Here is a 26323-nt window from a genome sequence, read left to right on the forward strand (position 1 = left end):
ATTTCCAGCTCGATGCCGGCCTCCGCAATGAGCGGTGCTTCGGTGTTCACTCCAGGTCCTTTCCGATCTGTTGCGACGGTCGATACGGCCCGGAGGGGTCAGTGACCGTCCGGGTGCGCATCGGCGCTCTCGTTCTCGGTGCCCTGCTCCGCCTCGACGATGAACTGCGCGGTGTGCACCTCGCCATCGATCTGGAAGTCCAGATAGAGGTAGTAGCGGCCGGCCGTAGGGGCCTCCGCCATGAAGGAGATCTCCGGGCCGGAGGTCTCCCCGGCAGCCGGGTCCTCGCCCTCGGCGTGGACGTGGAGGTACTCCATATCGCCCTCGCGCAGGGCGACGAGATGGCCGAAGGCGCCGAGGTAGGGCTCCAAGGTGGTCACCGGAACGCCGTCCTGGGTGACGCTCAGCGTGAGGTCGCTGGACGTCCCGGCAGTCAGGTCCCCGTCCAGAGTCACCTCGAACCCGTCGACCTCGTCCTTCGCAGAGAGGGGACGGTCGGTGACCGGCGTGAGTTCGCCGGCAACGTCAACGGTCCGCGACAGCGTCAGAGTGTCCTCACCGTCGCCGGTGGGGGCGAAGTCGGCATAGATCTTGTACGTACCGGCTTCCTCCCACTGCCAGGGCAGCGACCAGCTGCCGGTGGACGGGTCCAGCTCCGGGTGCACATGGCGGTACTGGGTGCCGTCGGTGCGGACCACGATCAGGTGCATCTCCTTCTCGTGGGCCTCCTGATACTCCGTGACGGGGCTCCCGTCAGGCCCGGTGATCGTGTAGGCGAGCTCTCCGGCCTGCTCAGCGGACTGCGGAGCGGAGACCTCGGACAGCACGTATCCCTGCGATGACATCGATACTCCCTTCTGCGGTGCGGCCTCGGGCTGCGTATCCGCGCCTCCACCGTGGTCGGGATCGTCGTGCGATGTGTCGGCTGCCTGCGCCGACCATCGCTCGACGACCCGGTCCGGGACGACGGCGCCGGCTGCGACGAATGCGCCGCCGAAGGTCACTGCGATCGCAGCGCCGTAGGCGATCAGTCGTCCCGCGGCATTCATCGGGTCTTGACCGCCGAGTAGCCGGCCTCCTCGACCGCGGTGAGGACCTGTGCGTCGTCGAGGGGCTCCTCGGAGGTGACGACGAGGCGGCCCGTCTGGGCGCTGACCTGAATGTCAGTCACCCCGGACAGCTCGCCGACCTCCTCGCGGACGGACATCTCGCAGTGCCCACAGGTCATTCCGGTCACCTGATACTCGTTCGTCGTCGTCATGGTCGTGCTCCTCTCAATTTGTATACCCCCACGGGGTATCTTTCCGGGGTTGAGGCTATACCCCCTCCCGGTACCACGCAAGGCCTGTGGCTACGAGTGCCGGACAGCGGCTCTCCGGCTCCACTCACCGCACGGATTCCTCGGCGGGCCTCGATTCGGACGCGGACTCACCGGTGGGTCGGATATGGCGCAACCGCGTAGCGGCAATGAGTGCGGCGAGAGCGGCGATGACAGCGGAGACCATGCCGGCGGTGTTCAGCCCGCTGGTGAACGCCTGTTGCGCCGCGGTGGTCAGGGCTGCGCCGACCGCGTCGGGCAGCTGTCCCGCGGTGGCGAGGGCTCCATCGATGCCGGACTCCGCGGCGACCGCTGCTTCTGCTGGCACGCCGTCGGGCATGGTGTCGGCGATCTGGCCGCGGTAGGTGGCAATGCCAATGCTGCCGATGACCGCCACCCCCAGGGAGATGCCCAAGTCGTTCACGGTGGTCGCCAAACCGGAGGCGCCGCCGGCCTTCTCCGGCGGGACCGAGCTGACGACCAGTTCCGTCGTCAGCGCCATCGATGGTGCAACCCCCGGGTATGTGACCACGAAGCTCGCGATCACGAGTGCGAGGCCCGTGCCGGCGTCCAGCTGCGTGAACAAGATGTACCCGACGATCTGCGTGAGCAGGCCGAGCGCGATCACGTTGCCAGGACGGAATTTCCGGGCCAGCATCGGGGAGAGGGTGGAGACGACGATGAGGACCGCCGCGGCGGGGATGATCGATAGCCCCGCCTGCATCGGTGAGAGCCCCTGAACCTGTTGCAGGTACTGGGTGAACAGGGAGTACACCCCTCCCAATGCCGCAGCCGACAGGAGGAAAACGGTGAGCGCTCCGCTGACGGTGCGGTTGGCGAACAGTCGCACATCCAGTAGAGGGTGTGTGGCCCGCAGCTGCCGGATCACGAACCATAGACCGATCAGCGCTCCGGCGACCAGCAGTCCGATCGTCGGTCCGACCGGCTCCTGGGTAGCGAAGCGCTTGATGCTGTAGATGATCCCGAGTAGCGAAGTGACGAGAAGTAGTGCGCTGAACAGGTCGATCTTCGCAGTACGGTCCTTGTGCTCAGGTAGTAGCAGCGGGGCACCGATCGCGACCAGCGCCATCACCGGGACGGCGACCAGGAAGGTCGACTGCCAGCCGAACGCCTCGAGCAGGAGCCCGCTGAGCAGGGGGCCGAGCGCGACGCCTGCGGAGATGCCGCCGGCCCACACCCCGACCGCGATGCCGCGGGCCTTCGGGTCGGCGAACAGTACGAAGATCAGCCCGAGGGTGGAGGGGAGCATCATGGCTCCTCCGAGCCCGAGAACGGCTCGCCAGAGGATCATCAGCTCTGGGCTCGTCGTCAGCGCCGCGGCGATCGAGACGATCCCGAACACGATGGCGCCAATCACCATGAGCCGGCGCTTGCCGACGCGGTCGCCGAGGACGCCCATCGCGACGAGGAACCCGGCCATCACGAACCCGTAGATGTCGAGGATCCATAGCAGCTGTGCGCTCGTCGGGCTCAGGTCCGCGGCCATGTTCGGGGCCGCGAGGAACAGGATCGTCAACATCATGAACAGCAGCGTTGAGGGGATCACGAGTACCGCAAGACCCCACCACTGCTTCACCCCCGTCTGGGGCACAGGTGCATCTGACTCAGACATGACGCACCTCGTTCGTCTCATGCTTCTTCGTTCTCATGGCCTCTGGCCCTTCCGTCCTTGACTGCGTTCCCGTGGGAGGGGCCCCACAACACCGAACTCAGACATCGGTGTACGGGTTACAACGGATAGAGTAACCCATACATTCCCGTACGAGTTAGAGGTGGAAGATGCCGAACGTCAAGGGCACGACCGCAGCAGGTGAACGCGGCAAGAGCGGTCTGGGGGTCAATCAGCGTGCCGACGCACAGCGCAACCGGGCGAAGATCCTCGCCGCCGCGCCGGTCGCGCTGCGCAAGAACCCGGACGCTTCCGTCGCCGACATCGCCGCCGAAGCCGGCGTGGGCCGCATGACCCTGTACGGGCACTTCGCCAACCGTGCGGCACTGATCGATGCGACCCTCGCGGACAGCCTCGAGCAGGCCGAGGACGTCCTCGGGAACGTGCCCCTCGACGGGGACCCAGTGGCAGCGCTCGAAGCCCTCATCACGTCGAGCTGGTCTCTCCTGGAACGCGTCCGCTCTGTGCTCGTAGTGGCACAGCGCGAACTGCCGTCAGCGCGCATCCGTGAGATGCATGAGGTGGCCGAGGGGCGCATGCAGGGTCTCTTCGAACGCGGACAGCGTGAAGGGGTGTTCCGCGCAGAGCTTCCGGTCAGCTGGCTGCTCGCCGTCACCCATTTGGCCATGAACGCTGCCGCCGAAGAGGTGACCGCCGGCCGAATCGAGCTCAAGGACGCCGCCGACCTCATCATCGGAACCCTGCTCCCAGCCTTCACCGTTCCCGAGATGCGCTGAAGGCCATACGAGTGCAGCAGGAGGCTCTCGCTCCCGCTGCCCCATTAGTGCCCGCTTTCGTCTCCCTCGACGTCAGGGGCGTGACCGTACGTCGTCAGGACGCGGGGTCGGTGCCTCGACGACTCGGTACCCCGCTCGCTGCCACACGTCGCTGAGAACTGCTCCGTAGGAGCCAGTTCCTTCCACAACGATCAGTACACCGTCGAGATCTCCCTCGGTTCGGCGTGAGATCCAGTCTCGGGCGCGTCGCAGCTCTGCAGGGCTGATCGGGAAGACGTTCTGATCTATGAAAGCGCCGTTCGGGACTTCGATGATCGCGTAGGAGTGGGTTGCGGCGTGGGTGTCGACGCCGACGACTTATCGGTGGATGTCCCCTACAGTGGCAGGCAGCGTGTTCATGACGATGTTCCTCTCGAATCGCTGGGACGGGACGTCGTTGCTGGCGTCGGCCCAGGATGAGAGTTACTACGAGGTGGGCCTGTAATGAGCCACGCCGTCGGGATCGTGATCTCGACGGTGGACATGCTTCTGATCAAGCCATCGTAGTGGGCCAGGGCTGGCGCCGGCACCCGGTCCCTGCCGGACAGATCCCGGGAATGACACCCCGTAGGGGTCAGCCGATTCAGGAGTCACGACGGGCGCCGGACTACCAGCCCCAACCCTGCCAGCCAGCCCCCGGGCCGGCCACCACGAACACTTACAGCCGATTCACACGTGCCGCCACGAGGGGTTGGCGAAGCCGGGAGAGGCTCAACGTCTCGAGAATGCGCTGGGATAAGCCGTGCCCAAGTGGCCGAGAGGCCATACCGAGCGTGGCGCGTCAGACGCGAGGATCACGCCGACGGCAGCGATGGTGACGTCCATGCCGGCACCGTCTTTAGAACAGCAGGGGTCCTTCCAGAGCCGCCCACAGGAAACCGGCCAGGATGCCGAGCCCCAGGCTCGCGGTGGCAGCCACCCCGGCGGTGGCTGCCGGCCAGGTGGCCGCTCCGCCCGGGCGGGGGAAGCTAGCGCCGTTATCGGTAGGACGGGCGAACGCGGGCGCGAACCAGCGCAGGTAGTAGAACAGGCTGAGCACGCTGTTGAGCATCACGACCAGCGCCAACCAGCCGTGCCCGCCGTCCCAGGCTGCGGTGGCGGTGGTGAGCTTGCCGACGAACACGGCCAGCGGTGGGGTGCCCACCAGGCCCAGCAGCGCGACGAGCAGAGCCAGGGCCAGCCCGGGGCGGGACCGGGCCAGACCTCGGTAGTCACTCAGCTCGCGGTGGTGGGGCAGCGCTGCGGTGACGGCGAAGGCGGCGACGTTGGCCAGGGCATAGGCGGCGAGGTAGAACAAGAATGAGGGCAGTGCCAGATCACTGCGACCCGCCGCGGCCACCGGGACGAGCAGGAACCCGACCTGGGCCACGGTCGACCAGCCCAGCAGCCGGCGGGGATCGGTCTGCCAGTACGCGGCAAGGTTGCCCACGACCATGGAGGTCGTGGCCAGCACGCCTGCGACGACCAGCCAGGAGCCGTCGCCTTCGGAGATCGTGGCCACGAATCGGTAGACGGCTACCAGCGCTCCGATCTTGGGGACCGTGGTCAGGAACGTCGCGGCGGTGCCGCCGGTGCCCTGTGTGGCGTCGGGTACCCAGAAGTGCAGGGGCACGCCGCCGGCCTTGAACAGCAACCCGGCGAGCACGCCCAGCACGCCGACCCCCACGGCTGCGGCCGGGGCCCCGGGTAGCACGTCCCGCAGCAGGGCGTAGTCGGTGCCCCCGGCCACGGCGTAGAGCACGGTGACCCCGAGCATGAGCAGGATCCCGGACAACGCGCCCATGAGGTAGGTCTTCATCGCCGCTTCGGCCCCGGCCCGGCCGCCGGTCAGGCCGATAATCCCGTACAAGGGGATGCTGACCAGCAGGAATCCGGCTACGAGCACGAGCAGGTCGGTGGTTCCGGCTAGCACCATCACCCCGGTGGTGGCGAAGAGCAGCAGCGCGTAGGTGTCGGACTCTCGCGGCGAGCCGGCGAGTTCCCCGGAGGCCACCCCGAGGACCAACAGGGTCGTCAGGGCCGCGATTATCCGGGCGGCTCCGGTGGCGACGTCCACAGCGAAGGTGCCTGAGAACGCGCTCTGTTCGGGGCCGGTCATCGCCACGGCGGCGGCGACCGTGGCACCGAGCAGGGCTACCGCGGCGACGGCGCGGGCGATCCACTGCCGCTGGCGGGGCAGGAATGAGCCGCCCAGCAGCACCACCAGGCCGCCGATGAAGACGAGGATCTCCGGCAGCAGCAGGGCGGGCCGCATCTGCATCGAGGCCTCCACCGGTTACCTCCCGACCAAGGAGACCAGGGCCGCGGAGGCCGGCTCGATCACCTCGAGCAGGACTCGAGGCAGCACCCCGATGAGCACGGACAGGGCCAGCAGCGGACCGACCGACCACAGCTCCCGGACGCGCAGATCCGCGAACCCGGGCGATCGGCCCTCCGTGGGGCCGGTGAACACTTGCTGCAGCGCCCGCAGGAACAGGGCGGCCGTGACCAGGATGCCCGGCAGGGCGATGGCGGTGACCGGGGCGACCGCGATGCTGCCGGCGAAGATCTGGAACTCGGCGATGAATCCGGAGAACCCGGGCAGGCCCAGGGAGGCGAAGGCACCGACCGCGAACAGCGCCGCATACCGCGGCGCGGGACCGGCCAGGCCTCCGTAGGAACCCATGTCATAGGTGCCGGCCCGATCCTGCATCACCCCCGCCAGCAGGAACAGCGCGGCGGTGATCAACCCGTGGCTGACCATCTGCACCACCGCACCGGTGACCGCCACCGAGCGGGCCTGCTCGGCGCCCTCGGCGACCAGACCCGCCGCACCCAGGGCCAGGACGATGTAGCCCATATGATTGACGGAGGTGTAGGCCACCATCCGCTTGAGGTCCGTCTGAGCCAGCGCCACGAACGCTCCGTACAGCACCGAGACGATACCGATCGCCACGATCACCCAGGCCCAGGACCGCCACGCCTCCGGGAGCATCGGCATGGCGATGCGCACGAACCCATAGGTCCCCATCTTCAGCAACACCGCAGCCAGCACGGCCGAACCGGTCGCCGGGGCGTCGGTGTGGGCCGGTGGCAACCAGGTATGGAAGGGAACGGTGGGGGTCTTCACCGCGAGACCGACCACGATCGCCGCCAGCACCAGCCCCCCGGTCAGCGGGCTGTCATCGAGCGGGGTGGCCGCGACAAGCTCGGGGATGTCGAAGGTGTGCGGTGCGGCGGCCACGTAGAGCCCGATAAAGCCCAGCAGCAGGGCCAGTGATCCCAGAAACGTGTAGAGGAAGAACTTCAGGGCCGAGCGGGCAGCGTTGCCATGGCCCCATCCGGCGATCACGAAGTACATGCCCACGATCGAGAGATCGAAGAACACGAAGAACAGGATGAGGTCGGCTGCCACGAACACCCCCAGACTCACGCCCTGCAGGAACAGGAACAGGGCCGCCTGAATCCGGGGCCGGTCGGGCTGGCGCAGGGCGTAGACGGCACAGGCCAGGAACACGATCGTCGTCATGGCCACCAGCGGTAACGAGAGACCATCCACGCCCACGTGATAGCTGCTGTTCACCCCCGGGATCCACGGCACCTGCTGCTCGTACGCCAGTGCGTTTTGCCCCGGGTCCTCATAACCGACCCACAGCACTCCGACGAGCACCAGCTCGACCGCGCTCACGGCGACCCAGGCCCAGCGGGCGACCGCAGGGCCGACCGCCGGCATCGCCGCCAGGACGACGGCGCCGGCCAGGGGCAGGAAAACGATCAGACTCAGCATGCTCATCCCATCACGGCATAGACGGACCAGGCCACGACGCCGATCGCGAGGACCGCGACGGCCTGGAGGAAGTACTGGTGGATGGCTCCGGTCTGCGGGATCCGGGCCAGATGCCCGAGCCGGCGGACCCGACCGGCGAGGATCTCCACCCCACGGTCCACTCCGTCGTCATCGACCCTCGCCGCCAGGTGACCGGTCACGTCGACGGCGTGCGCGGTGGCGTCGAACCCGGCGTCGAGAAACCGGTCGTCGGCACGGGCGGCGATTCGCGCTAGCACAGGCACCGCCCCGGCGGCGGCCATCACGGTGCGGTCCAGGACGTGGTCATCGAACCGAGCCAGGGCGTGCGCCAGGGACAGGGACGGGCGGACGACGACGGCATGCGCGATCCTCTCCAGCCCCAGCCACTCACGGGCCCATCTCGGCTCGGGGGCGCGTAGCCGCAGCATCAGCAGCAGCACGGCCGCCGCGATCACGGCCGAGAGAGCCAGCTCGACGGCCGAGACCTCGCCGTGCCCGCCCAGGGCCTGGGCGAGGGCCCGGCTGAGCGGGGGCAGAGCGAGCACGACGAGCCCGGCCGCGCCGGTGGCCAGCACGACCAGCGGCGCCTGCGCCAGGGCCCCCACCTGGCCGGTGCCGCCCGCACGGACTCCCGCGCCGTCCCCGCGGCGCCAGATCGCCCACAGGGCCTTGCCGGCATAGGCGGCCGACAGGGCGGACGCCAGCAACCCGGCGGCATAGAGCCACGGGGAGGCCTCGAGCGCAGCAGCCAGCACGGCGTCCTTGGTCGCCCACAGGGACAGCGGGGCGATCCCCGCCAGGGCCAGCGCCCCCACGCTCGCGCAGACCCCGACAACCCGCCACCGACGCCCCACTCCGCGTAGTCTCGCGAGATCTTCGGTGCCCACCGCCGTCAACCATGCCCCGGCAGCCAGGAAGAGCAGGGCCTTGGTGGAGGCGTGCGCCACCAGATGGGCCGCGCCGCCACTGACCGCGCCGACGCCGGCAGCGAGAACGACGAACCCCAGCTGGGCGACCGTGGAGGCGGCCAGGAGCTGTTTGAGCTCCCGCTGGGCCAGCGCCACGATGCCCATCAGCACCGCGGTGAGCATCCCGAGCCAGGCGGCCACTGGCCCGGCCCACCCGGTCGCAGCCAACAACGGCTCCACGCGCAGAAGCAGAAAGCCGCCCATGGCCACCATCGCCGCTGAGTGCAGCAGCGCGCTCACCGGGCTGGGACCCTGCATCGCCCCGGAGAGCCAGAACGAGAAGGGCAGCTGTGCGGCCTTCCCCAGGGCAGCGACCAGGATCCCGGCCGCGACGACGTGGCGCCACGGGTCCGTCGCGGCGGGGAGGTCAGCCAGCGCCATTCCTGCTCCGCCGGCCAGGGCGGCGCCGGCGGCGACGTAGAGGCCCAGGTCGGCGGTGCGGGTGGTGAGGAAGGCGGTGAGCCCCGCCGAGACCCGGTGCGGTTCCCGCCACCAGAACCCGATCAGGGCGTAGGAGGTCGCGCCCATCACCTCCCAAGCGAACAGCAGCGCCGGGATACTGGCGGCGGAGGCCGTGACCAAGGCCGCGGCGGAGAAGATCAGCATCAGCCCGTGGAAGCGGGCCCGGGACTCCCGGATGCTCCCAGCCGCGAAGACCAGCACCAGGAAGGTCACCGCGGCGATCATCGGTGCGGTCAGCGCCGCAAGGGCATCCACCTCCAGTGCGAAGTCGGCGCCGGCCAGGAACGGGGACGACAGCGCCGGCCTGGCCAGGGCGACGACTCCCGCCAGTGCCGTGGTGAGCCCAGCGGTGGCCACCGCGATCGGTGTCGCAACGCGTTCCCACCGGCGGGTCAGGGCCAGCGCGGCGCCCATGCCCCCCGGGAGCAGCACCATGGCGAGCAACGCGCCCTCGGCCCCGCTCATCGGGACAGCTCCTCGGCCATGTCCGTCATGTCGGTCTGGCGCCGGCGGTGCAGCAACGTGGCCACGGCGAAGCCCATGGCCATCTCCACGGTCATCGCCGCCAGCACGACCAGCAGCAGCACCTGCCCGGAAGGGTCCGGGGCCAGGAACCACCAGAATCCGGCGGCGGCCAGCAACACCCCGTTGATCATCAGCTCCAGACCCATCATCACCATCACCACCACCTGCTGGGACAGCGCTCCGTAGAGGCCCACCGCGAACAGCGCGGCGGCCACCACCAGCACGGCTTCCAGGGTCATCGGCCCACACCCCCCGGCTGGGGATCGTCGGCCGGCCGGCGGCGTAGGTCGTCACCGAACCGGTCGTAGCGGGTGCGATGAGCGGCCAGCACCACCCCGGACACGATGGTTGCCACCAGGACCGCACCCACCACGACCATGACCAGCATCTTCTCGTCCATGATCGCCAAGCCGATCGCCTGCGTGAGGTCCTCGGGCGGGGCGCCGCGTCGCTCCGGCCAGGGGATGAGCAGGGCGCCGGCAGCCAGCAGCCCGAAAACGCCGGCCGAGGCGCCGATCGCCGTCTTCTTCCCGTGGGTCATGTCCATCGGCATCAGCGCCGGGTTCATGCCCATGAACATCACCATGTAAACAGCCATCACCGCCATCTCCATCACCATCATCAAGATCGTGATGACCCCGAGATAGCTCTGCTGCAAGAGGAGGATCTGCACTCCCACGGCGATGAACGACAGCGCCAGGGCGTAGGTGGCCCGGGCCATGGAGTCCACCACGAACACGGCTACGCCCGCGGCCACGGCCACCACGGCGAGTACCCAGAACACGATTGTGAACAGCACGGTTCAGCCCTTCCCGACGACGACGAGAGACACGACCAGGTCCTGGGCCACGGCCGCAGGCAGCAAGACCACCCACCCGATCTCCATGAACCGGTCCGGTCGGAACATCGGCAGCTTCCGCCGCAACCACACCAGCACGGTCAGCACCGCCACGGTCTTCACCAGCACCCACGCCCAGCCCGGCAGCACGGGCCCGGCGCCCCCGCCCAGGAACAGCGGTACCGCGAAGGCCGCCCCGGCAGCCAACAACGCGTAGCGCCCGGCCAGGAAAACAAGGCGGTCCACCCCGGAGAGTTCACTCAGCACACCACCGGCAATGTCCGCGGAAAGGGCCGGGGCGAACGGGCCCCACACCGAGAACCCGGTCACCCCGATCAGATAGACCAGGAACGCCACCGGCATCCACACCACGAACCACAGGCCCTCCTGCGCGGCAGCCACCTCCCCGACGCGAAGACTGCCAGCCGCGATCGCCGGGGCCACCAGCGCAAACATCAAGGGGAGCTCGTATGCCAGCCCATGGGCAAGGAACCGGTAGCCACCCACCAGGCTGTGCGTCGAATTGGCGCCCCACCCGGCCAACCACACCAGGGCCCAGACCATGACGTCCACGGCGTTGAACCACACCACCCCCACGTCCAGGTCCGCCAGCGTCCAGCGCCCCAACGGGATCACCGCGACCATTACGAACGCCCCGACCAGCAGGCCCGCGCCACCGATCCGCCACAGCAGCGTGTCCGCGGCCACGGTGGTCCGGCGCCGCTGCCGCAGCAGCCGCGCGGTGCGGGCCACGGGCGCCACCCAACCACCGGAGGCGCCGTGGGCGCGAGCGGACAATGCCGCCTCCAGAGCAACAGCGAAGAACGCGAGGCCGCCCAGAATGATGGCTGCCAGTACGGCCCATCCGGCAGAGACGGTCGTCACCACGGACTCAGACATGCCTCGCCTCCTGGACGGCCGGGAACGGAACAAGATCCAAGCTCGCCACCGCCAGCCGCACAGAGGCCACTTCCACCCCTGGCACCAGGTGCGGCACAATCTCCCAAGGCACCACACCTGTCTCGATCGGCGCCACGGGCTCCTCGTTGCGTGTCTCGGCCCGGATCACGTCGAGGCTCCACAGCAACCGGTCGTGGGCGTCCCCGAGACAACGGCTCGGCAAGCCATGACGCTCTAGATCAGCGGAGGTGAGAGGCAGAACGCTCCGCAGAGACCAACGCAGCAGCCGCGATTTCCGCACTGTGCGGTACAACCGCTCAACGGCGTCCTGGGCAGCATCTTGTTCGCCGTGCAGCAGTGTGTCCCGGGCATGGCGGGCACGGGCTGCCGCATCTTCCGCCCCCGCAAGTGCCAGCAACGCCAGGGCACTGTCACACCGCACCGCCGGGGACACGGGGCCGGGACGCTTCGCCTGCACCGGAGTCCCGTAGCCCCCACCATCGATCACAGCTGCCTCGGCGTCGACCACGACATCGCCCTGCAACGAGCAGCGAAGGACCAGCCCTGCCGGCCAGAACGGCAAGACAGGACCCAGCGCCAGATGCAGGACATCCATCTCCAGACCGTCACGGTCTTCCCCGCCCTGGGCCAACGGAATGCCCCCCGGAGCCATGTCCATTCCGCCGTGGCCGCCATGACCCTCGTGGCTCTCGTGGCCGCCATGACCCTCGTGGCCGCCATGGCCGTCGTGGTTCTCGTGGCCCGCCTGGTCATGTTCCATCTCGCCATGGTCTGGGTTCCTCATACCGGGGTTTTCTTCGGGGGGCGTCCCGTCGTGTTCACCATGGTCGAGGTCCCCGTCGTCCATGTCGTTGGAGTCGTCAGAAAGCTGAGGTTCCTGCAGTCGGCCCTGCGCATCTGCTCTATGACCGGGAGTGTCGAGAAGGAGGTCAGCGGCGGTGCGTAGAGCCAATGCCACAGCGTCGGGCGAGCTGATGCTGGTGCGTACCCGCGGACCGGGCATCTGCTCCCAGATGAGGTCCACCAGTTCCGCCAGTTCAGGGCCGGGCACGCCGCACACCGCAAGGACGTCCGCATCGGCTGGGGTCCACGCCCGTCGCCATCCACGGCGCAGCATCTGATGTTCGAGCTCCACACGTATCGACCACTGGCCCGGCGGCTCGACAACGAGGACGTGGGCAGCACGGACGGCGAGTCCGGCGAGGAGTTCGTTCAGACCCATCGAAACGCCCCTTCCCGCCAAGCCCAGGCCACAGCGACAAGCAGAGCGCCGAGAAAGAGGAACATCTCGACGACTGCGGAGAGCCCCTTCTCAATCACGACCACGGCCCAGGGGTACATGAACAGCATCTCGACGTCGAAGGCCAGGAAGATGATGGACGCAAGATACCAACGCACGTGGAAGCGCGATAGGGCGTGCTCCTGGGGCACCCATCCAGATTGGGCAGGCAACGAGGTCAACGGATCGACGTGAACCGTCAAGACACGATGCGCCGCGAACAGCGCCACGAGGGTCAGCATCGCCACCAAGGCCATGGCCACAATCCCGAAATACATCACGATCCGACCTTTCGGCAGGGCGGGGCATAGAGCTCTGGGCTCCATGATAGGGAGGAACCCACCGTAGCGAGATCTTCCCTCTCACTCTGAATCATCTGACTGAACCGGCCTCCTCGACTGCGCCGAGGACCGTGGTGTCGTCGATTTCGTTCTCGGAGGTGACGACGAGGCGAACCGTCTGGGCGCTCACCTGGAGGTCGGTCACCTCGGAGAGCCCCCGACAACGTCGGAGGGTCTCCCCTGGCGGGGGACAACGGGAAGGCACGCTCCATGCGGGCCTTCCGGCGAGCAGGTTGGTCGCTGGCACACGTCTGTTCGTGAACGCCGCGGACGATGAGGTGACGGTCGGTCGAATCGATCGCAGTGACGCAGCCGGTCTCACCGTGGCGCCCTCGGGGGCGTGGCCGTACGGCGTCAGGGCGCGTAGTCGATGCCGGTCATCATGCCGGCTTCCTGGTGGTACGCGTTGTGGCAGTGCGCTGCCCACCGGCCCGGATTGTCCGCATCGAAGTCGAGGGCGAACGATTCCATGGGCGCGAGCATCACCGTGTCCTTCCGAAGTCCCGACGGCAGGGCGAAGGTGTGGCCGTGGATGTGGAGGGGGTGGCTCATCATCGTCTCGTTGGTCGCGGTGATCCGCACCCGCTGCCCCTCGCGGATGCTCAGCGGAGTGTTCTGACCGTAGGGCGCTCCGTTGATGGCCCACTGGTACGGCTGCATCGAACCTTGGAACGCGAGTTCGAGCTCGGTGTCGACGGCGCGGTCCTCGAGTCGCGCGGCCTCGGCCGGTTCCAGGGTGGACCCGATGAGGACCTCCCCGTCGAGCTCTCTGACCTGGACGTCCGGAGCGGGAACGGAGCCAGCACCGGTCCTCAGCACCGCGAGCCCCTGGCCGCCGCTGGTCTTCCCGACAGGACGCGCCACCAGAGGGAACATGCCGTCTTTCACGGTGACCACCACGTCGTACCGTTCACCCATGCCGAGATAGAGCGCCTTGGCGGTGACCGGTTCGACGGAGAATCCATCCGAATGGGTGACCGAGAGATCGTGGTCTCCGAGCGCGAGGGCGAAGATGGTGTCGGCGGAGGCATTGATCAGACGGAGCCGAACACGCTGGCCGGGCTTCGCCTCGAAGATCTCCGGCGCTTCGGGAACCCGGCCGTTGAGGAGGAAGTGGGGGTAGGCCACGTCACCCGCGTCGCCCCAGGGCTCGCCACCCATCGGCATACCGCCGTGGTCCATGCTCCCGGATTCACCGTCGGCGGGTTCGTCGCCCATGGGCATGTCGCCGTGGTCCATGCCGCCGGCATCCGAGGGGCCGGCGCCGGTGAGCGCGGCCAGGACCTCGTCGGGGGTTTGCCCGGTGCCATCGATCCAGTCATCGAGGGTCACGATCCATTCTGCGTCGTAGTCACCGGGTTCGTCGGGATCGTCGATGATCAGCGGGGCGTAGAGCCCGCGGTCGAGCTGCAGGCCGACGTGGGAGTGGAGGAAGTAGGTGCCGGGGTCGGGGGCGACGAACTCGTAGGTGAAGGAGGTGTCCGGCTTGACCGGGTCCTGCGTCATCCCCGGCACCCCGTCGGCTGCATTGTGCAGCCGGATGCCGTGCCAGTGAATTGTGGAGGTCTCGGGCAGGCGGTTCTCGAGCGTGATGCGCAGCAGATCGCCGGCTGTGGCGCGGATCAGCGGCCCGGGGAGGCTCTCGCCGTATGCCCAGGTCGAGACCGTCCTCCCTCCGAGGTCCACAATCGTCGGTGCCGCGGTGAGGGTCTGGGTGACGACGTTCTGACCGGCTTTCGGCGTCAGGGCAGGAGGCGGTGCGAAGGTCCCCGCCTCAGTCGGGGTGGTGCGGTTACCGCATGCCGCGAGTGTCAGCGCTGCCGCGCCGAGGCCTCCGGTGAACACGGTGCGGCGGGAAAAGGTCTTCAAAGGTGCAGTCCTTCTGGAGTGAGGGGTGGTGTCATGGCCGAAAGGCATTCAAGACCAGTCGTTGCCGTTGCTCGAACTCTTCGGCCGTGATCTCTCCTCGAGCCAGGCGCAGGGAGAGTTCCCCGATCGCCTCGTTCTCGTCCCGAGCGCGTCGGGGGCGCCCGGGCAACACGGTGCGTGCCAGCAGCAGTGCCGAGGCCCAGAGGAGAACGAGGAGACCGGCGACCATCGCCCACATCAGCCACGACATCGCATCGGTCGGCATCATCGGGGGTCTCCCTTGGTCGAGTACGTACGCGGCACGGTCCCCACCAGGTTCCCCGGGGCGGGCGAAGTTCCCGTTGAGAGTTCCTCAAGATCTGGTCCAGATAGTCCGCCCGCACCTCCGAAAACGCTCGGTGTCCAGGAACGGGGACCAGACTGGAGCCATGAGGAGTGAAACGGATCGAGCAGCGGCGATGGTTCTGGTCGTCGAGGACGAGGTCGCGCTGTCGGACGTGGTCCAGGCGTATCTCGCGAAGGCCGGCTACGCGACTGCGAGCGCGCGAAGCGGTCCCGAAGCGGTGGAGGCAGCCCGCACCATGTCGCCGGACGTGATCGTCCTCGACCTCGGCCTGCCTGGTCTCGATGGCTTGGAGGTGATGCGCAGGATCCGCGCCTTCTCGGACTGCTACGTGCTGATCACGACGGCGCGATCCGAGGAGGTGGACCGCCTGGTGGGGCTGTCGGTGGGGGCGGATGACTACCTCACCAAGCCGTTCAGCGTGCGTGAGCTCGTCGCCCGGGTCCATGCCGTGCTGCGGCGGCCTCGCGTCGAGTCAGGGAATGCTTCAGGCATGGTGCGTACGTTCGGCGAGCTGGAGATCGACACGGCTGCGCAGGAAGTGCGCCTCGCTGGCCGGGTGGTCCCGTTGACCCCTACCGAGAGGGGGCTCCTGATGACCCTGGCGCACCGGCCGGGCCAGGCTTTCAGCCGCGGCCAGCTGATGGAAGCCGTCTGGGGCGACAGCTGGATCGGCGACGACCATCTCGTCGATGTGCACATCGCCAACCTGCGACGAAAACTCGACGAGTCGGCTGAATCTGCACGGTTCGTGACCACCGTGCGCGGTATCGGATACCGGATGGGGAAGGGATGAGCTCGTGACCGCCCGCAGTACCTCTCCTCGAACGGTTCGCCCTGGCACCAGCTTGGCCTCGCGCCTGATGATCGGCCAGCTCATCGTGCTGCTCGCCGGCGCACTCACCATTACGGTGCTGACGGTGATCATCGGGCCTGCCGTCTTCCACTACCACCTGCTCCAGACCGATCTCCCGGTGGGCAGCGACGAGCTCGTCCATATCGAGCGCGCCTACCGTGACGCGCTCGCACTTGCCCTCGGGGTCGGACTGGTGGTCTCCCTCCTGGCCGCGGGACTGGTCACCTGGAACCTGGCACGACGACTCCGCCAGACGCTTCACGGCCTCACCTCGGCTGTCGACGAGCTGTCCCGTGGCCACTACTCCACACGCGTGCCGTCCGTCGGGGCCGGGACCGAACTCGACTCTCTAGCTGCCACGCTCAACGACATGGCTGCACGCCTGGATGCCGTCGAAGAGACCCGACGCCAACTGCTCTCCGACCTCGCCCATGAGCTACGCACCCCCATCGCCACCCTCTCGGCACATCACGAGGCGATGGCCGATGGTGTCATCGAACCGGAGACGGCCATGCCCATCCTCGCCGGCCAGACCGTGCGCCTGTCCCGGTTGGCTGACGACATTAGTGAGGTGTCCCGGGCTGAAGAGGGCCAGCTCGCAGTTGAGCTGCGGCCCTTCGCCGTCCACGACTTGCTGGAGTCGATACTCCGGGAGTGGGAGGAGAGGTTCGAGACCGCGGAGGTGGCTCTGCACCTAGAAATGGCGGCGCGTCGATCGCCGATGCTGGATGCGGACCCGCACCGTCTCGCCCAGGTTCTCGGAAATCTTCTGAGCAACGCCCTGCGGCACACCTCACCCGGAGGCACCGTCACGCTCTCGGCCACGATGGAGAGCAGCACCGTGGTGATCTCCGTGGCGGACGACGGCGAGGGTTTCACCGCTGAGGACCAATCACGCCTGTTCGAACGCTTCTTCCGCGCCGACAGCGCTCGCACCCGTGAGAACTCCGGGTCAGGTATCGGCCTGACGATCAGTCGAGCCCTCGTCGATGCGCAGGGCGGGACCATGGACGCGGCCAGTGAGGGCCCAGGATGGGGAGCCACCTTCACCATCCGGTTGCCCCGAGCGATCGCTGATCGCTGAGCCCGCCGCACATGGCAAGCTCAGCTCTCAGACGATCGTGGTGAAATTGCCGATCCGCACCTGCAGCAGTGCCATCCACTGCTCCCACAGTCCGGAGACCAGTAGGAGTCCGATGGCGATGAGCACGGAGCCGCCGATGATCTGGAGCGTGCGGCGATGCCGGGACAGCACCCTGGAGATTCCGAGGGCGCGCCGGAAGACGAGGGCGAAGAGGATGAACGGGATCCCGAGCCCAATGGCATAGCCGAAGGCGAGGAGTGCGCCGCGGCTCGCGGATGCCTCTCCGAGGCTGAGCGCCGCGACTGCGGCGAACGTCGGGCCGATGCACGGGGTCCAAGAGAAGCCGAACGTGATCCCGAGCAGTGGCGCGCCGGCGAGTCCGGCATCGGGGCGCTTCCGGATCCGTTTCTCACCGGAGAGGCGGGGGAAGATGCCTACGAACACCAGGCCCATGAGGATGACCAGTACTCCGGAGATCCGATTGATCGCGCTCGTGTACTGGATCATCAATGACCCGAGTGCACCGACGAAACCGCCGATGACCAGGAATACCGCCGTGAAGCCCGCGACGAACAGGACAGCACCGGTGACCAGGCGCCATGGCCGTTCCCCAGGATCGCCGGTGCGGCGTGGCCCGGCGCTTCGTTCTGTGAGCCCGGTGATGTAACCGAGATAGCCGGGGACGACAGGAAGCACGCACGGGGAGAGGAACGCGACCAGACCGGCCACCATCGACAGGAGCAGGGCTGCGGCCAGGGGTCCGCTTAGCACGGTGGTGGCGAACAGTTCACCCATCAGGCGGCCTCCGCCAACACGGTATCCAGGAGGCTCTCGAGAGTGCTCTGATCGGCCGCACCCGCGATCCGGGCGGCTACTCGTCCCTCAGCATCCAGGATCAAAGTCGTGGGGACGGCGTTGGGCGAGACGCTGCCGTCCATGGACGCGATCACCGCGCCGTCGGGGTCGGGGATCGAGGGGTAGGTGATGCCGAAGGTCTCCTCGAACGCAGCGGCCGGCCCAGCCTCGTCCCGAGTGTTCACGCCCACGAATCCCACTCCCAGGGCGCCGTACTCGGAGTACACGGCCTTCAGCGCCGGTGCTTCGACCCGACACGGCGGACACGACGCGTACCAGACGTTGATCAGCAAGGGCGCACCGCGCAGCGCCGTGGAGGCGAAGTCGTCGCCGTCGTAGGTGGTCCCCTGGATCGCCAGAGGATCGACGCGTCCCTCCGGGGGGATCTCGACGACGACACCATCGCCGGAGACGTACCCGGCGTTCGCCTCACTCGCCACATCCGAGGAACCGCTGCACGCCGCAAGGAGAGGAACGAGGACGAGCAGGCTCCCGCCCAGCCGCAGCGCGGTCCGACGACTCAGGCCTGGTGTCACGCTCCGCCCCGCGGGGCTGACCATCGAGTGCCAGAAGGCGGGGCGGGTGCTTCGCCTGCTCACGTCAGCTGGAGACTGGTCAGACAAGTCAGATCATCCTCCGCCTGGGTCGAGATGGACGCGGCACCCGTGTAGTCCTCGAGGGTGCACGTGAGCTCCGTGGTGATGCCACGTGGCAACCAGAGACCGAGGAACCCGTTGTCATGAGAGGTGCGAGTGCCCTCCTCAAGGACCTCGCCCGAGCCACTGTCGACCACCCTCACGGCGACCTCGCGGCTGCGCAGTTCCCCGCGGCATGTCGTCAGGCTGTGGAAGGCGCACTCGTGGGTGGTCTCCACGAACGGGGCCACAGACAAATAGAACTGGTCCTCGGGAAGAGGCAGCTCGGCCTCGCGCCCCGAATCGTCACTGAGCTGGAGAGACGTCGGAGTGACGCTGGCGATAAGGTCCTGCGGTCGCTCAGCCACCGGGAGCGCTTCGAGCCGGTCGATGATCTCGTGCGCGCCCGCGTCCGCGAAACCATGTTCCAGGAGCAGGTCTTCATTACTTGAGACGGAGGCGCGCTTGGAGCCACGGGTCCCGCAACCGGCGATCACGAGCGGGAACAGGCCGGCACCGATCAAGAGTGATCGTCGCGGCAACCGGCCGATGCGGCGACGGGGTCCACCGCCGGAGGAGGCGAACGAGCCGCGAGGGCTCGACGGGGTGATCACTGGATGGGCTCGATCTCGCTCTCAATGACCCACTTGTGGTTCGTCATCATCATCCCGTCGGCCTCGTAATCGACCATGTACACGGTCTCCTCGGTGGCACTGTCGATGGTGGCTTCAGCACCCTCCATGCCCGCCATGTGATCAGCGGTGATGACCACCTCGGTGCCCTCCGCCAGCGGTGCCTCGCCCGGGTTCTCGAGTTCCTCGTGGACGACCCACTTGTGGTCAGTGACCGGCTCGCCGCCGTCGGTCGGGGTGAAGCTGACCGAGTAGGTCGTGGTGTCGAAGGCGCCAGAGATCGTCGCCGTCGCGCCCTCCATACCTTCCATGTGGTCCGCCGTGAGCGTCACCTCCGTGCCGACCGGGAACTCGGGATCTTCCGCAGGTGCTATCCCCTCAGGCGCAGGGCCGCCATCCATCGGGTGTTCCATGCCCCCGTTGCCACCACCATCGGACGCCTCCGAGGCCTCGGACCCACCGGACGTCTGGCCGTTGTCAGACCCGTTGTCGGTGCACCCGGCAAACACAATCGCACCGGTGAAGACGACGGCCGCGAGGCGACCGAAAGAACGACGAGAACGCATAATTTCTCCTAGTCAGAGGACACTTTGGGCCAGCCTATGAGCCCCAGGTCAAGATCCCCTCAAGGTCAGATCTGGACTTCTTGAGCACAGCGCTGACCAGTCGGCACGCACTGCCTCCGAAACGTACGGTCCACTCGCTTCCGTCCTACGGGGCGCCCTGGCTATCGTCGTCGGGCGGGCTGGTATCCGCCGGTCCGCTCGGAGCGAGAAGGAGCACGGCCATGACCCATCACGTCGCATCAATGCTTCAGACCTACCCGAAGGACCTCGGCATGATCGACCAGCAGAAGCTCGCCGAATGCATCGAGGCCTGCTTCGAGTGCGCCCAGACCTGCACCGCCTGCGCGGACGCCTGCTTGGCCGAGGCCACGGTGGCGGAGCTGACTCAGTGCATCAGCCTGAACCAGGACTGCGCCGACGTCTGCGAGACCACCGGCCGAGTCCTATCCCGTCAAACGAGCAAGAACGTCGCCTTCAACCGTGCCCTGCTCGAGGCGTGTCAGGCAGCGTGCCAGCCCTGCGCCGAGGAGTGCGAGAAGCACGCCGATATGCACGAGCACTGCAAGGTCTGCGCCGACGCCTGCCGTCACTGCGAGCAGGCCTGCGCCGAGCTGCTGGCCTCAATCAGCTGACGACGCTGCCTCTACACGCAGAGGGAGCCCCGACCGGTGGTCGAGGCTCCCTCTGCGCTGGCGTTGTGGCGTGCGGTCAGCGGAAGCTGACGAAGGTGGGGTTGCCCCAGATGGTCCGCTCGGTGACAGCACCAGCGCTGTTGCCGGCGTCGATGACCGTGTCGCCACCCGCGTAGATGCCGAGGTGGCCGGGCCACACCACGAGGTCGCCGGGCTGGGCCTGCGACTTCGAGATCGTGGTGCCGGCCGCCTCCTGCTGCGACGAGGTACGGGGCAGGTCGATACCGGCCTGTGCGTACGCGTACGAGCTCAGACCGGAGCAGTCGAAGCTAACGCCCGGCTTGGAGGTGCCCCACGAGTACGTGACGCCAACCTGGCTGCGCGCGGCGTCGACGATCGCCTGCCCCGAGCTGCTCGTGGAGGAAGCGGGGGCAGGAGCAGACGTACCTCCACCGGAGACCGGCGCGTCGCTGCCATTCAGCGCGTTCTGGGTCTTCGGACCCACGACTCCATCGACCTGAAGATCGTGGCTGCTCTGGAAGTCCTTCACGGCCCCATGCGTGAGCCGACCGAACTTGCCGTCGACGGACAGCGATGCGCCGTGCTCGTTCAGGGTCGACTGGAGTTGCTCGACGGCGGTGCCCTCGGAACCCCACCGCAGCTTCTCGGATGCCACGGCAGACTTCGCGTGTGCAGGAGCCGGCGCGGCCGGAGCGGCAGCTGCCGCCGAAGCGGCAGGCGCGGCAGGCGACGCAGCAGGGGCGGCCTGTGCCGGGCCTGCCAGCAGGGCGGAGCCGATGACGACTGTGCCGAGGACAGCGGCACCGCCGGTGCCCCGCAGAGCGCGGCCAGCGGTCCCGACGGGGGTGACAGCGCGGCCGAAGGCGCGGTGGGTGTTGGTCTGGGCCATGGTTCTACTCCGTAATTTTCCCTCCTCGAGACGAGAGGGAGTCGATGACTTCGTCAGCGCCACAGCGACGGCAGAGCGAGCAACGAAACGCTGGCTCATGTCGTGGGCAGTGAGACCAACGTACGGGCCAACCCGCGCAAACTACGGAAGCATGGGGCGACCTGCTTGAAGCTTTAACCGCGTCTTTACGTGCGCTCCAGGGATACCCCCGGAGGGTAGGCGGGGACTTTACATGTCCCGTCGAAAGGATGACTCGCGAGATCGAACGCAATCTCTAGGTTTCCTCTAGGTCCTCAAGGTCTTCTCTAGGCGTTGCTGCGCCGATCGGCGGAATAGTCCTGCTGAGAGATGCGGACGCGCTACTGCCCGGCACCCTCTCCAGGGGCCGGGCAGCATGAGAGAAGGACGGTCAGTTGGCCTTCGCGTAGGCCTCACGAATCTGGGCCGGGATGCGGCCCCGTTCGGAGACCTTGTAGCCGTTTTCGCTGGCCCACTGTCGGATCTTCGCTGCATCGCCGCTGGTGCCGGAGCCGGTGCCACGCTTTGCTCGACCACCGGTGCGCCGTGCCAGGGCTGTCCACTTCTCCAGCTCGGAGCGCAGCTGCTGCGCGTTCTCGTCGTTCAGGTCGATCTCGTAGGAGACGCCGTCAAGGCCGAACGTGACGGTGTTGTTCGCGTCCGTGCCGTCGATGTCGTCGACGAGGAGAACTTGGGTCTTGCGAGCCATTGGGACCTCCAGTGATTAGAGAGATTGCGCGGACAGTGTAGGCACACTTCCCTTGAGGAGTCATGCATATTGGCGGTCACTGGTCGTTTCGGTAGTCCGCGAACTGTCGGCGAGAGATCGCGAGGATTTCATTGAGATGCGATCCGATCTCGCGGCGACTGGCCGGCTCCGTCACGCCGAGCTCTGCGACCAGCTCCTTGCGCGTAGGGAACTCTCCCTCGCAGTGATGCGCGAAGAACACCCGCGCCACGCTCGCCATAGGGACCGGCCGACGCTTCGGCGCGCGAAGACGCGAAGCCTCTCGTTCGGCGTCTCTCCGCGCGCATTCGGCCACGATCGACCGAATCCGCGCAGTGCGCTCAGACGCCCCCTCATCCGGTGCATCCGTCCAGGCCAGACGATCCTCACCGAACAAGGACGGATCCTCCAACGGTATCGACCGGAGACTGCCGAGACCCCGGATCGTGATCAGGACGGACTGCCGCGCGGCGTCCTTTCGAGTCGCGTACATGCGCGTGTTGTGGAAGTCGACGAGTTCGGCATCGGAGGGGGTGTGTGCATGCTCGGCCTCGAACAGTTCACGGGAACGCTTCACCAGCTTCGCCCGACGATCATGAGAGCTGTCGCCCGGGACCCCGGCAGTTCCGTTCAATAGACCCTTTCGTCGGTCTTCACGGATCCAGTACCGCGTCTCCGCCTCCAGGATCGTCGGCAGGTTTCGTGAGTAGTTGAACACACTGCTGGTCCCGGGCCCGGACTTCGCCCTCCACCGCGCCTCGAGCATTCTCATCAGCGCATCTCCGAAATAGGAGAGGACCAGATCCTTGTCGTGGTAGTCCAGACGCGAAATATGCTGCGCCCTCTTCAGGACCCGCGCAATTTCGCTTTCATGTGTGTACAAAAATTCGTCGAGAAGGGCGCGCTTCTCGACCCGGTTCCGGGCGTGGAGTATCTGGCACATCTCGGCCTTCCACGGCGTCTCGAGCGTGTCCCGATCGCAGTCGCAGCGACGATGATGATCAGCCCGCCGGCGGAGCCTCGCAGTGGTGTTCAGCAGCAGCGCGGTCATCGTGCATCCTCCCTGGGAAGCGGGGCGGCGGCGAAGGGGAATCCCGGCCAGACGGTGAGGTCCTGGGCCTGCTGGATCAGGCCATGGGAGATGAATGCATCCAGCACCGCCAGCAGGCGCCGTCCGCGGGCCTGCTCGTCGAGGATGTAGGCGAGGGTGACGTGCCCGTTCGCGGTGCGGGACTCGGTGGCCTCGAGGATGTGCAGCACCTGGGCGATGACGGCGCGGGCGCGTGCGGCGCCGATCCCCGGGCCGGCGGTGATGATCTGCTCCAGGCGCAGACGCAGCAGCGGCTTTTCGCCAGACGCCGCGGCGGCGATGATCGCCTCCCACGGGGTGATCGTGCCGTCCGTGATCAGCTGCAGAAGTTCGCCGCGCGCTGCGTTGGCGACTCGTCGCTGGCTGATGAGTAGCGTCATGTCGATCTCGTCGGTGGGGTGCTCAGACATCACTGGCCTCCACGATGTTGCGGACGGCGGTGGATTCGAGCGACGGGGCCACGGTCAATGCCCGGATGGCGCGGGTGGTGGACACCCGGTCAGAGGGGTGGAGGCCGTTGTAGCGGTCGATGATCTGCTCGAGGCCGGCGCCGGTGCCGAGTGAGCGGGCGACGCGACGGACTCGAGGGCCGACCTGGGGATCGCCGATGGCGACGCGGACCTGGTCGCCGAGATCCCGGCGAATCTGGGTGGTGAGATACCGGATCGGGTCGACGTTCCGGGTGGTCGCCGGGTCCAGGCAACGGTCCAGGGAACGCAGAATTCGACTGTCCGGGCCGGCAGCGCCGTAGAGCACGTGGGTGACGACGAGGTCGAGCTGCTGATCATCAAGCAGCCGCACCGCGGTCTCGTGCTCCTCGATGCCGGTGATCTCCCGGCAGATCGACGCCGCAACCTGATGGACGCACTCCTGGGCAAACCGCTCCAGGTGCGCGAGCATCGTCCACCGCGCGAGCTCACCGCGCTCGATGAACTCATCGAGCAGCCGCGTCGCCTGATACGCGGACAACACGGGTGCACGGTGCGCGGGCCACATCGTGCCCGTGGGGCGCCCGAGATCGGTGAGCCCTTCGGCGAGGTCGATGGCGCCGGCCAGGTGGGTGCCGGCGGCGTCCACGCTCCATCCTGCGGAGACGGGGTGCCCCGTGGCGGGGTCGGCGGCGTGCAGGGTTCCGTTCCGCCAGTTGATGGTGGCGGGCAGAGTGCCGGTCCGAGCGGCTTTGTGGCCGCCGACGCCTCGGGCTGGTCGGATCCACATGGTCGGCGGCAAGGCGTGCAGCCGCACCCGGTGCCGAGGTCGCGCCTGTTCGGTGGCGCAGCGCGCCCAGATCATCTGGTCCAGGAGCGTGCACAGCTGCTCGGAAGTGGCCCAGTTCATCGTCGCAGCCACCTCTTCCACCACGGCCGTCCAGAGGGCACGTTTCTCGAGTCTCGAAGGTCGAACTCTGGGTCGCCGGTGACGGAGAGGAGGACGTCCATGACGACGCCGTACAGGGTGGGGACCGCATAGGGGATGCGCCGGGCGACGAGGTCGTCGTAGATGCGGTCGTCATAGTGGATCGCGCCCTTCCACGACGAGTCCCTGCCCAGCAGCAGCGGCAGCTTGCCGTAGTCGGTGATCGACGGCCGGACCTTGTTCGCGATCGACATCATCCGCGTCGCCTCGGCGCCGTGCTGACGAAGCGACTCCATCGCCACCAGCAGGTTCTCCACCCCCGGCGTGGTGAGCTCGCAAATCCCGACCCCGTAGCCCCCGCGCGCCAGCAGCGGCGCAATGACCCGGTCGATCACGCCGGTCGTGTCCAGGCCTTCGGTGATCTGGGTGTCGATGATGACCAGGTCGAACCGGGCCCGTGCGATCTGTAGGACCTCGGTGTAGTGCTCGGCCGTGACCGTAGCGATCTCCGCAGAGATATCTTCGCTGCCCTTGACCGGTCGGGGCGCCTGGACGAACGAGAACGCGAGGTGATCGCCGCGGCCTTGCCGTGCCTGGTTCAACTGCTCGGGGGAGAGGATCGCCGAGGCGATGTCTCCGATCATGACGGCGTCGTAGATCGAAGGGAGGTCCGTGGTCCGTATCCGCAGGTAAAGGCCGAGATCGCCCTGGGCACGGTTCGCGTCGATCAGGCACACCGACTTGCCCCCGATCTCGGCGGCCGCCTGCGCAAATGCCAGCGCGAGGGTGGATTTACCCTCCCCGCCCTTCCCGGAAAAGCAGGCGATCACCTCGGAGGGGGCGGTGCTGCGCCGGCTGCGTCTGGTGGCACTGGCCTTGGTGACGTCATCCAGCGCGGTATCGGCATCGACCTCGCCCTCGACGGCTGGCCCCTCGAGGCTGTCCGTGAGGCCGTCGAAGAGCTCCTCGTCCAGGAGATCGAGCTGCCGATCCGGATCGGAGATCGGCGCTGAGTCGGTGCCGGCGGCGAAGGTCGGCAGGGCGATCCGACGCCTGCCCGGAAAAACCGGCACGCTCTCATCCGGTAACGGCTCGACCCGGGCACTGCGCGAGCCTTGCTGCGGGGTGGGGGAGTGGAACCCGTCGAACTCCTCCTCATCCTCCGCTTCCGAGCCGCCCGACAGCGCTGCCGCGGGCTCGGAATCATCGTTGGAATCCTCGAGCCAGTCCGTCAGCGCCGACTGCGCCGCGGCGCGTTCGGTGACGGGCGCAGGCTCTGCGAGGGACGGTGCCGGATGCGCGGCATCGTCGCCCTCATCGTCCAGCCAGTCCTCGACAGGCTCGGCAGGCGCCCGATCAGACGAGTCGGGCTCAGTCGTGGTTGAGTCGACACGGTGCTCCCGGACTGGGAGCGTTTCGGGTTGGGGATGGGGGATTGTGCCGTCGGCCTCGACGCGGATGCCCTGCAGCATCGGGTCAAGATCCTGGAACCCGAGCGCACCGAGATAGTCACCGAGGCTCGACGCCATCGGGATCGAGCTGCGCGTCTCTCCAAGGATCGGGTCAGCACCGCGCACGATCACCACGGGAGCTGTCTCGGGCAGGCGGGAGATCAGCTGCTCGAGCCCGATCTGCTTGTGATCCTCAACCAGGACCGGCAGCGCCGAAGCGGCCGCCGCCTCACGGATCCGCCTAGAAACCTCGGGGAACCCGTCGCCGGAAACGACCTCGAACCCGAAGCTCGCCAGCGCTTCTCGCACATGGGGCAGTCCGATGACTGCGAGTGAGTTGCTCATACTGGTTATATGCCAAGGTGCACCGAATCAAGTGCACGAGACTTCGTTC

At 67.6% G+C, this 26323-nt stretch carries 27 protein-coding genes; 4 read left to right on the forward strand and 23 right to left on the reverse strand.

Going from position 1 to position 26323, the window contains the following annotated elements:
- Positions 1-98: 98 nt before the first annotated feature.
- The 3 genes from ACT3UL_RS03085 to ACT3UL_RS03095 form a co-directional block, all read right to left on the reverse strand.
- Complete coding sequence (locus ACT3UL_RS03085; protein WP_444576676.1) at positions 99-845, reverse strand: hypothetical protein; 747 nt, start codon at positions 843-845, stop codon at positions 99-101.
- A 200-nt stretch (positions 846-1045) separates the two neighbouring features.
- On the reverse strand, positions 1046-1261 hold the full coding sequence (locus ACT3UL_RS03090) for a heavy-metal-associated domain-containing protein (RefSeq protein WP_126988729.1): 216 nt from the start codon (positions 1259-1261) through the stop codon (positions 1046-1048).
- A 124-nt stretch (positions 1262-1385) separates the two neighbouring features.
- On the reverse strand, positions 1386-2951 hold the full coding sequence (locus tag ACT3UL_RS03095) for an MFS transporter (protein ID WP_444576677.1): 1566 nt from the start codon (positions 2949-2951) through the stop codon (positions 1386-1388).
- Between the two features lie 167 nt (positions 2952-3118).
- Between ACT3UL_RS03095 and ACT3UL_RS03100 the strand changes: the two genes are divergently transcribed.
- The gene (locus tag ACT3UL_RS03100; protein WP_053916548.1) at positions 3119-3745 is read left to right on the forward strand and encodes a TetR/AcrR family transcriptional regulator; all 627 of its coding nucleotides are present in this window, start codon (positions 3119-3121) and stop codon (positions 3743-3745) included.
- 877 nt (positions 3746-4622) lie between these two features.
- Here ACT3UL_RS03100 and ACT3UL_RS03105 read toward each other — a convergent pair.
- The 10 genes from ACT3UL_RS03105 to ACT3UL_RS03150 all read right to left on the reverse strand — a co-directional run bounded on the left by ACT3UL_RS03105 (position 4623) and on the right by ACT3UL_RS03150 (position 15042).
- Entirely contained in the window at positions 4623-6044 is a 1422-nt protein-coding gene (locus tag ACT3UL_RS03105; RefSeq protein WP_245348810.1) for an NADH-quinone oxidoreductase subunit N, read from the reverse strand.
- 15 nt (positions 6045-6059) lie between these two features.
- Positions 6060-7556, reverse strand: a complete 1497-nt coding sequence (locus ACT3UL_RS03110) for a complex I subunit 4 family protein (RefSeq protein ID WP_245348811.1) — start codon at positions 7554-7556, stop codon at positions 6060-6062.
- The gene (locus tag ACT3UL_RS03115; RefSeq protein ID WP_444576679.1) at positions 7553-9466 is read right to left on the reverse strand and encodes an NADH-quinone oxidoreductase subunit 5 family protein; all 1914 of its coding nucleotides are present in this window, start codon (positions 9464-9466) and stop codon (positions 7553-7555) included. Before ACT3UL_RS03115 ends, ACT3UL_RS03110 begins: the two co-directional genes overlap by 4 nt.
- Positions 9463-9765: an NADH-quinone oxidoreductase subunit NuoK gene (locus ACT3UL_RS03120; RefSeq protein ID WP_010534530.1), complete on the reverse strand. Its 303-nt coding sequence runs from the start codon at positions 9763-9765 to the stop codon at positions 9463-9465. The genes ACT3UL_RS03115 and ACT3UL_RS03120 overlap by 4 nt, the downstream gene beginning before the upstream one ends.
- Positions 9762-10325 carry an NADH-quinone oxidoreductase subunit J gene (locus ACT3UL_RS03125; protein ID WP_209886466.1) on the reverse strand — a complete coding sequence of 188 codons (564 nt, stop codon included), beginning with the start codon at positions 10323-10325 and terminating at the stop codon, positions 9762-9764. Before ACT3UL_RS03125 ends, ACT3UL_RS03120 begins: the two co-directional genes overlap by 4 nt.
- 3 nt (positions 10326-10328) lie before the next feature.
- On the reverse strand, positions 10329-11264 hold the full coding sequence (locus ACT3UL_RS03130) for a complex I subunit 1 family protein (RefSeq protein ID WP_053916544.1): 936 nt from the start codon (positions 11262-11264) through the stop codon (positions 10329-10331).
- Positions 11257-12507: a hypothetical protein gene (locus ACT3UL_RS03135; RefSeq protein ID WP_444576681.1), complete on the reverse strand. Its 1251-nt coding sequence runs from the start codon at positions 12505-12507 to the stop codon at positions 11257-11259. The genes ACT3UL_RS03130 and ACT3UL_RS03135 overlap by 8 nt, the downstream gene beginning before the upstream one ends.
- A complete protein-coding gene (locus ACT3UL_RS03140; RefSeq protein ID WP_010534535.1) occupies positions 12498-12842 on the reverse strand; it encodes an NADH-quinone oxidoreductase subunit A in 345 nt (114 codons plus the stop codon). The genes ACT3UL_RS03135 and ACT3UL_RS03140 overlap by 10 nt, the downstream gene beginning before the upstream one ends.
- Positions 12843-13259: 417 nt before the next feature.
- A complete protein-coding gene (locus tag ACT3UL_RS03145) occupies positions 13260-14774 on the reverse strand; it encodes a multicopper oxidase family protein (RefSeq protein WP_444576683.1) in 1515 nt (504 codons plus the stop codon).
- A 31-nt stretch (positions 14775-14805) separates the two neighbouring features.
- Positions 14806-15042, reverse strand: coding sequence for an SHOCT domain-containing protein (locus tag ACT3UL_RS03150; RefSeq protein ID WP_443398544.1), 237 nt, complete (start codon positions 15040-15042; stop codon positions 14806-14808).
- A 190-nt stretch (positions 15043-15232) separates the two neighbouring features.
- Here ACT3UL_RS03150 and ACT3UL_RS03155 point away from each other — a divergent pair, with 190 nt between their 5' ends.
- Positions 15233-15913, forward strand: coding sequence for a response regulator transcription factor (locus ACT3UL_RS03155; RefSeq protein ID WP_443398545.1), 681 nt, complete (start codon positions 15233-15235; stop codon positions 15911-15913).
- Between the two features lie 67 nt (positions 15914-15980).
- Positions 15981-17057: a sensor histidine kinase gene (locus tag ACT3UL_RS03160; protein ID WP_444576976.1), complete on the forward strand. Its 1077-nt coding sequence runs from the start codon at positions 15981-15983 to the stop codon at positions 17055-17057.
- Between the two features lie 27 nt (positions 17058-17084).
- Here the strand turns inward: ACT3UL_RS03160 and ACT3UL_RS03165 are convergent, their stop codons facing one another.
- The 4 genes from ACT3UL_RS03165 to ACT3UL_RS03180 form a co-directional block, all read right to left on the reverse strand.
- Entirely contained in the window at positions 17085-17852 is a 768-nt protein-coding gene (locus tag ACT3UL_RS03165; RefSeq protein WP_443398546.1) for a cytochrome c biogenesis CcdA family protein, read from the reverse strand.
- A complete protein-coding gene (locus tag ACT3UL_RS03170) occupies positions 17852-18472 on the reverse strand; it encodes a TlpA family protein disulfide reductase (RefSeq protein ID WP_444576977.1) in 621 nt (206 codons plus the stop codon). Before ACT3UL_RS03170 ends, ACT3UL_RS03165 begins: the two co-directional genes overlap by 1 nt.
- Before the next feature lie 35 nt (positions 18473-18507).
- A complete protein-coding gene (locus ACT3UL_RS03175; protein ID WP_444576686.1) occupies positions 18508-19071 on the reverse strand; it encodes a CueP family metal-binding protein in 564 nt (187 codons plus the stop codon).
- Between the two features lie 86 nt (positions 19072-19157).
- Entirely contained in the window at positions 19158-19745 is a 588-nt protein-coding gene (locus ACT3UL_RS03180; RefSeq protein WP_443398549.1) for a YdhK family protein, read from the reverse strand.
- A gap of 221 nt (positions 19746-19966) precedes the next feature.
- Here ACT3UL_RS03180 and ACT3UL_RS03185 point away from each other — a divergent pair, with 221 nt between their 5' ends.
- Positions 19967-20377 (forward strand): four-helix bundle copper-binding protein, encoded by a 411-nt coding sequence (locus ACT3UL_RS03185; protein WP_444576688.1) that lies wholly within the window; start codon positions 19967-19969, stop codon positions 20375-20377.
- Between the two features lie 76 nt (positions 20378-20453).
- Here ACT3UL_RS03185 and ACT3UL_RS03190 read toward each other — a convergent pair whose 3' ends face one another.
- The 6 genes from ACT3UL_RS03190 to ACT3UL_RS03215 form a co-directional block, all read right to left on the reverse strand.
- The gene (locus tag ACT3UL_RS03190; protein WP_444576690.1) at positions 20454-21287 is read right to left on the reverse strand and encodes a C40 family peptidase; all 834 of its coding nucleotides are present in this window, start codon (positions 21285-21287) and stop codon (positions 20454-20456) included.
- Positions 21288-21696: 409 nt separating this feature from the next.
- Positions 21697-22014 (reverse strand): histone-like nucleoid-structuring protein Lsr2, encoded by a 318-nt coding sequence (locus ACT3UL_RS03195; RefSeq protein ID WP_330883936.1) that lies wholly within the window; start codon positions 22012-22014, stop codon positions 21697-21699.
- A gap of 76 nt (positions 22015-22090) precedes the next feature.
- Positions 22091-23083, reverse strand: coding sequence for a hypothetical protein (locus ACT3UL_RS03200; protein ID WP_444576692.1), 993 nt, complete (start codon positions 23081-23083; stop codon positions 22091-22093).
- Positions 23080-23532 carry a hypothetical protein gene (locus tag ACT3UL_RS03205; RefSeq protein WP_443343921.1) on the reverse strand — a complete coding sequence of 151 codons (453 nt, stop codon included), beginning with the start codon at positions 23530-23532 and terminating at the stop codon, positions 23080-23082. Before ACT3UL_RS03205 ends, ACT3UL_RS03200 begins: the two co-directional genes overlap by 4 nt.
- Positions 23525-24460 (reverse strand): hypothetical protein, encoded by a 936-nt coding sequence (locus ACT3UL_RS03210; RefSeq protein ID WP_444576694.1) that lies wholly within the window; start codon positions 24458-24460, stop codon positions 23525-23527. The genes ACT3UL_RS03205 and ACT3UL_RS03210 overlap by 8 nt, the downstream gene beginning before the upstream one ends.
- Positions 24457-26274: a nucleotide-binding protein gene (locus tag ACT3UL_RS03215; RefSeq protein WP_444576695.1), complete on the reverse strand. Its 1818-nt coding sequence runs from the start codon at positions 26272-26274 to the stop codon at positions 24457-24459. Before ACT3UL_RS03215 ends, ACT3UL_RS03210 begins: the two co-directional genes overlap by 4 nt.
- Positions 26275-26323: the final 49 nt, after the last annotated feature.

Origin of the sequence: Brachybacterium sp. 107 (genome assembly GCF_052379725.1) — a bacterium.
In the GTDB taxonomy this organism is placed as follows: Bacteria; Actinomycetota; Actinomycetes; order Actinomycetales; family Dermabacteraceae; genus Brachybacterium.

Excerpts from the sequence above, each read along its gene's own strand:
- ACT3UL_RS03205 (WP_443343921.1), bottom strand. The coding sequence starts at position 23,532 with ATGTCTGAGCACCCCACCGACGAGATCGACATGACGCTACTCATCAGC.
- ACT3UL_RS03090 (WP_126988729.1), bottom strand. The coding sequence starts at position 1,261 with ATGACGACGACGAACGAGTATCAGGTGACCGGAATGACCTGTGGGCAC.
- ACT3UL_RS03115 (WP_444576679.1), bottom strand. The coding sequence starts at position 9,466 with ATGAGCGGGGCCGAGGGCGCGTTGCTCGCCATGGTGCTGCTCCCGGGG.
- ACT3UL_RS03150 (WP_443398544.1), bottom strand. The coding sequence starts at position 15,042 with ATGATGCCGACCGATGCGATGTCGTGGCTGATGTGGGCGATGGTCGCC.
- ACT3UL_RS03190 (WP_444576690.1), bottom strand. The coding sequence starts at position 21,287 with ATGGCCCAGACCAACACCCACCGCGCCTTCGGCCGCGCTGTCACCCCC.
- ACT3UL_RS03155 (WP_443398545.1), top strand. The coding sequence starts at position 15,233 with ATGGTTCTGGTCGTCGAGGACGAGGTCGCGCTGTCGGACGTGGTCCAG.
- ACT3UL_RS03160 (WP_444576976.1), top strand. The coding sequence starts at position 15,981 with ATGATCGGCCAGCTCATCGTGCTGCTCGCCGGCGCACTCACCATTACG.
- ACT3UL_RS03095 (WP_444576677.1), bottom strand. The coding sequence starts at position 2,951 with ATGTCTGAGTCAGATGCACCTGTGCCCCAGACGGGGGTGAAGCAGTGG.
- ACT3UL_RS03120 (WP_010534530.1), bottom strand. The coding sequence starts at position 9,765 with ATGACCCTGGAAGCCGTGCTGGTGGTGGCCGCCGCGCTGTTCGCGGTG.
- ACT3UL_RS03210 (WP_444576694.1), bottom strand. The coding sequence starts at position 24,460 with ATGAACTGGGCCACTTCCGAGCAGCTGTGCACGCTCCTGGACCAGATG.
- ACT3UL_RS03170 (WP_444576977.1), bottom strand. The coding sequence starts at position 18,472 with ATGGTCAGCCCCGCGGGGCGGAGCGTGACACCAGGCCTGAGTCGTCGG.
- ACT3UL_RS03135 (WP_444576681.1), bottom strand. The coding sequence starts at position 12,507 with ATGGGTCTGAACGAACTCCTCGCCGGACTCGCCGTCCGTGCTGCCCAC.
- ACT3UL_RS03215 (WP_444576695.1), bottom strand. The coding sequence starts at position 26,274 with ATGAGCAACTCACTCGCAGTCATCGGACTGCCCCATGTGCGAGAAGCG.
- ACT3UL_RS03085 (WP_444576676.1), bottom strand. The coding sequence starts at position 845 with ATGTCATCGCAGGGATACGTGCTGTCCGAGGTCTCCGCTCCGCAGTCC.
- ACT3UL_RS03130 (WP_053916544.1), bottom strand. The coding sequence starts at position 11,264 with ATGTCTGAGTCCGTGGTGACGACCGTCTCTGCCGGATGGGCCGTACTG.
- ACT3UL_RS03195 (WP_330883936.1), bottom strand. The coding sequence starts at position 22,014 with ATGGCTCGCAAGACCCAAGTTCTCCTCGTCGACGACATCGACGGCACG.
- ACT3UL_RS03165 (WP_443398546.1), bottom strand. The coding sequence starts at position 17,852 with ATGGGTGAACTGTTCGCCACCACCGTGCTAAGCGGACCCCTGGCCGCA.
- ACT3UL_RS03180 (WP_443398549.1), bottom strand. The coding sequence starts at position 19,745 with ATGCGTTCTCGTCGTTCTTTCGGTCGCCTCGCGGCCGTCGTCTTCACC.
- ACT3UL_RS03105 (WP_245348810.1), bottom strand. The coding sequence starts at position 6,044 with ATGCAGATGCGGCCCGCCCTGCTGCTGCCGGAGATCCTCGTCTTCATC.
- ACT3UL_RS03185 (WP_444576688.1), top strand. The coding sequence starts at position 19,967 with ATGACCCATCACGTCGCATCAATGCTTCAGACCTACCCGAAGGACCTC.
- ACT3UL_RS03140 (WP_010534535.1), bottom strand. The coding sequence starts at position 12,842 with ATGTATTTCGGGATTGTGGCCATGGCCTTGGTGGCGATGCTGACCCTC.
- ACT3UL_RS03200 (WP_444576692.1), bottom strand. The coding sequence starts at position 23,083 with ATGACCGCGCTGCTGCTGAACACCACTGCGAGGCTCCGCCGGCGGGCT.
- ACT3UL_RS03110 (WP_245348811.1), bottom strand. The coding sequence starts at position 7,556 with ATGAGCATGCTGAGTCTGATCGTTTTCCTGCCCCTGGCCGGCGCCGTC.
- ACT3UL_RS03100 (WP_053916548.1), top strand. The coding sequence starts at position 3,119 with ATGCCGAACGTCAAGGGCACGACCGCAGCAGGTGAACGCGGCAAGAGC.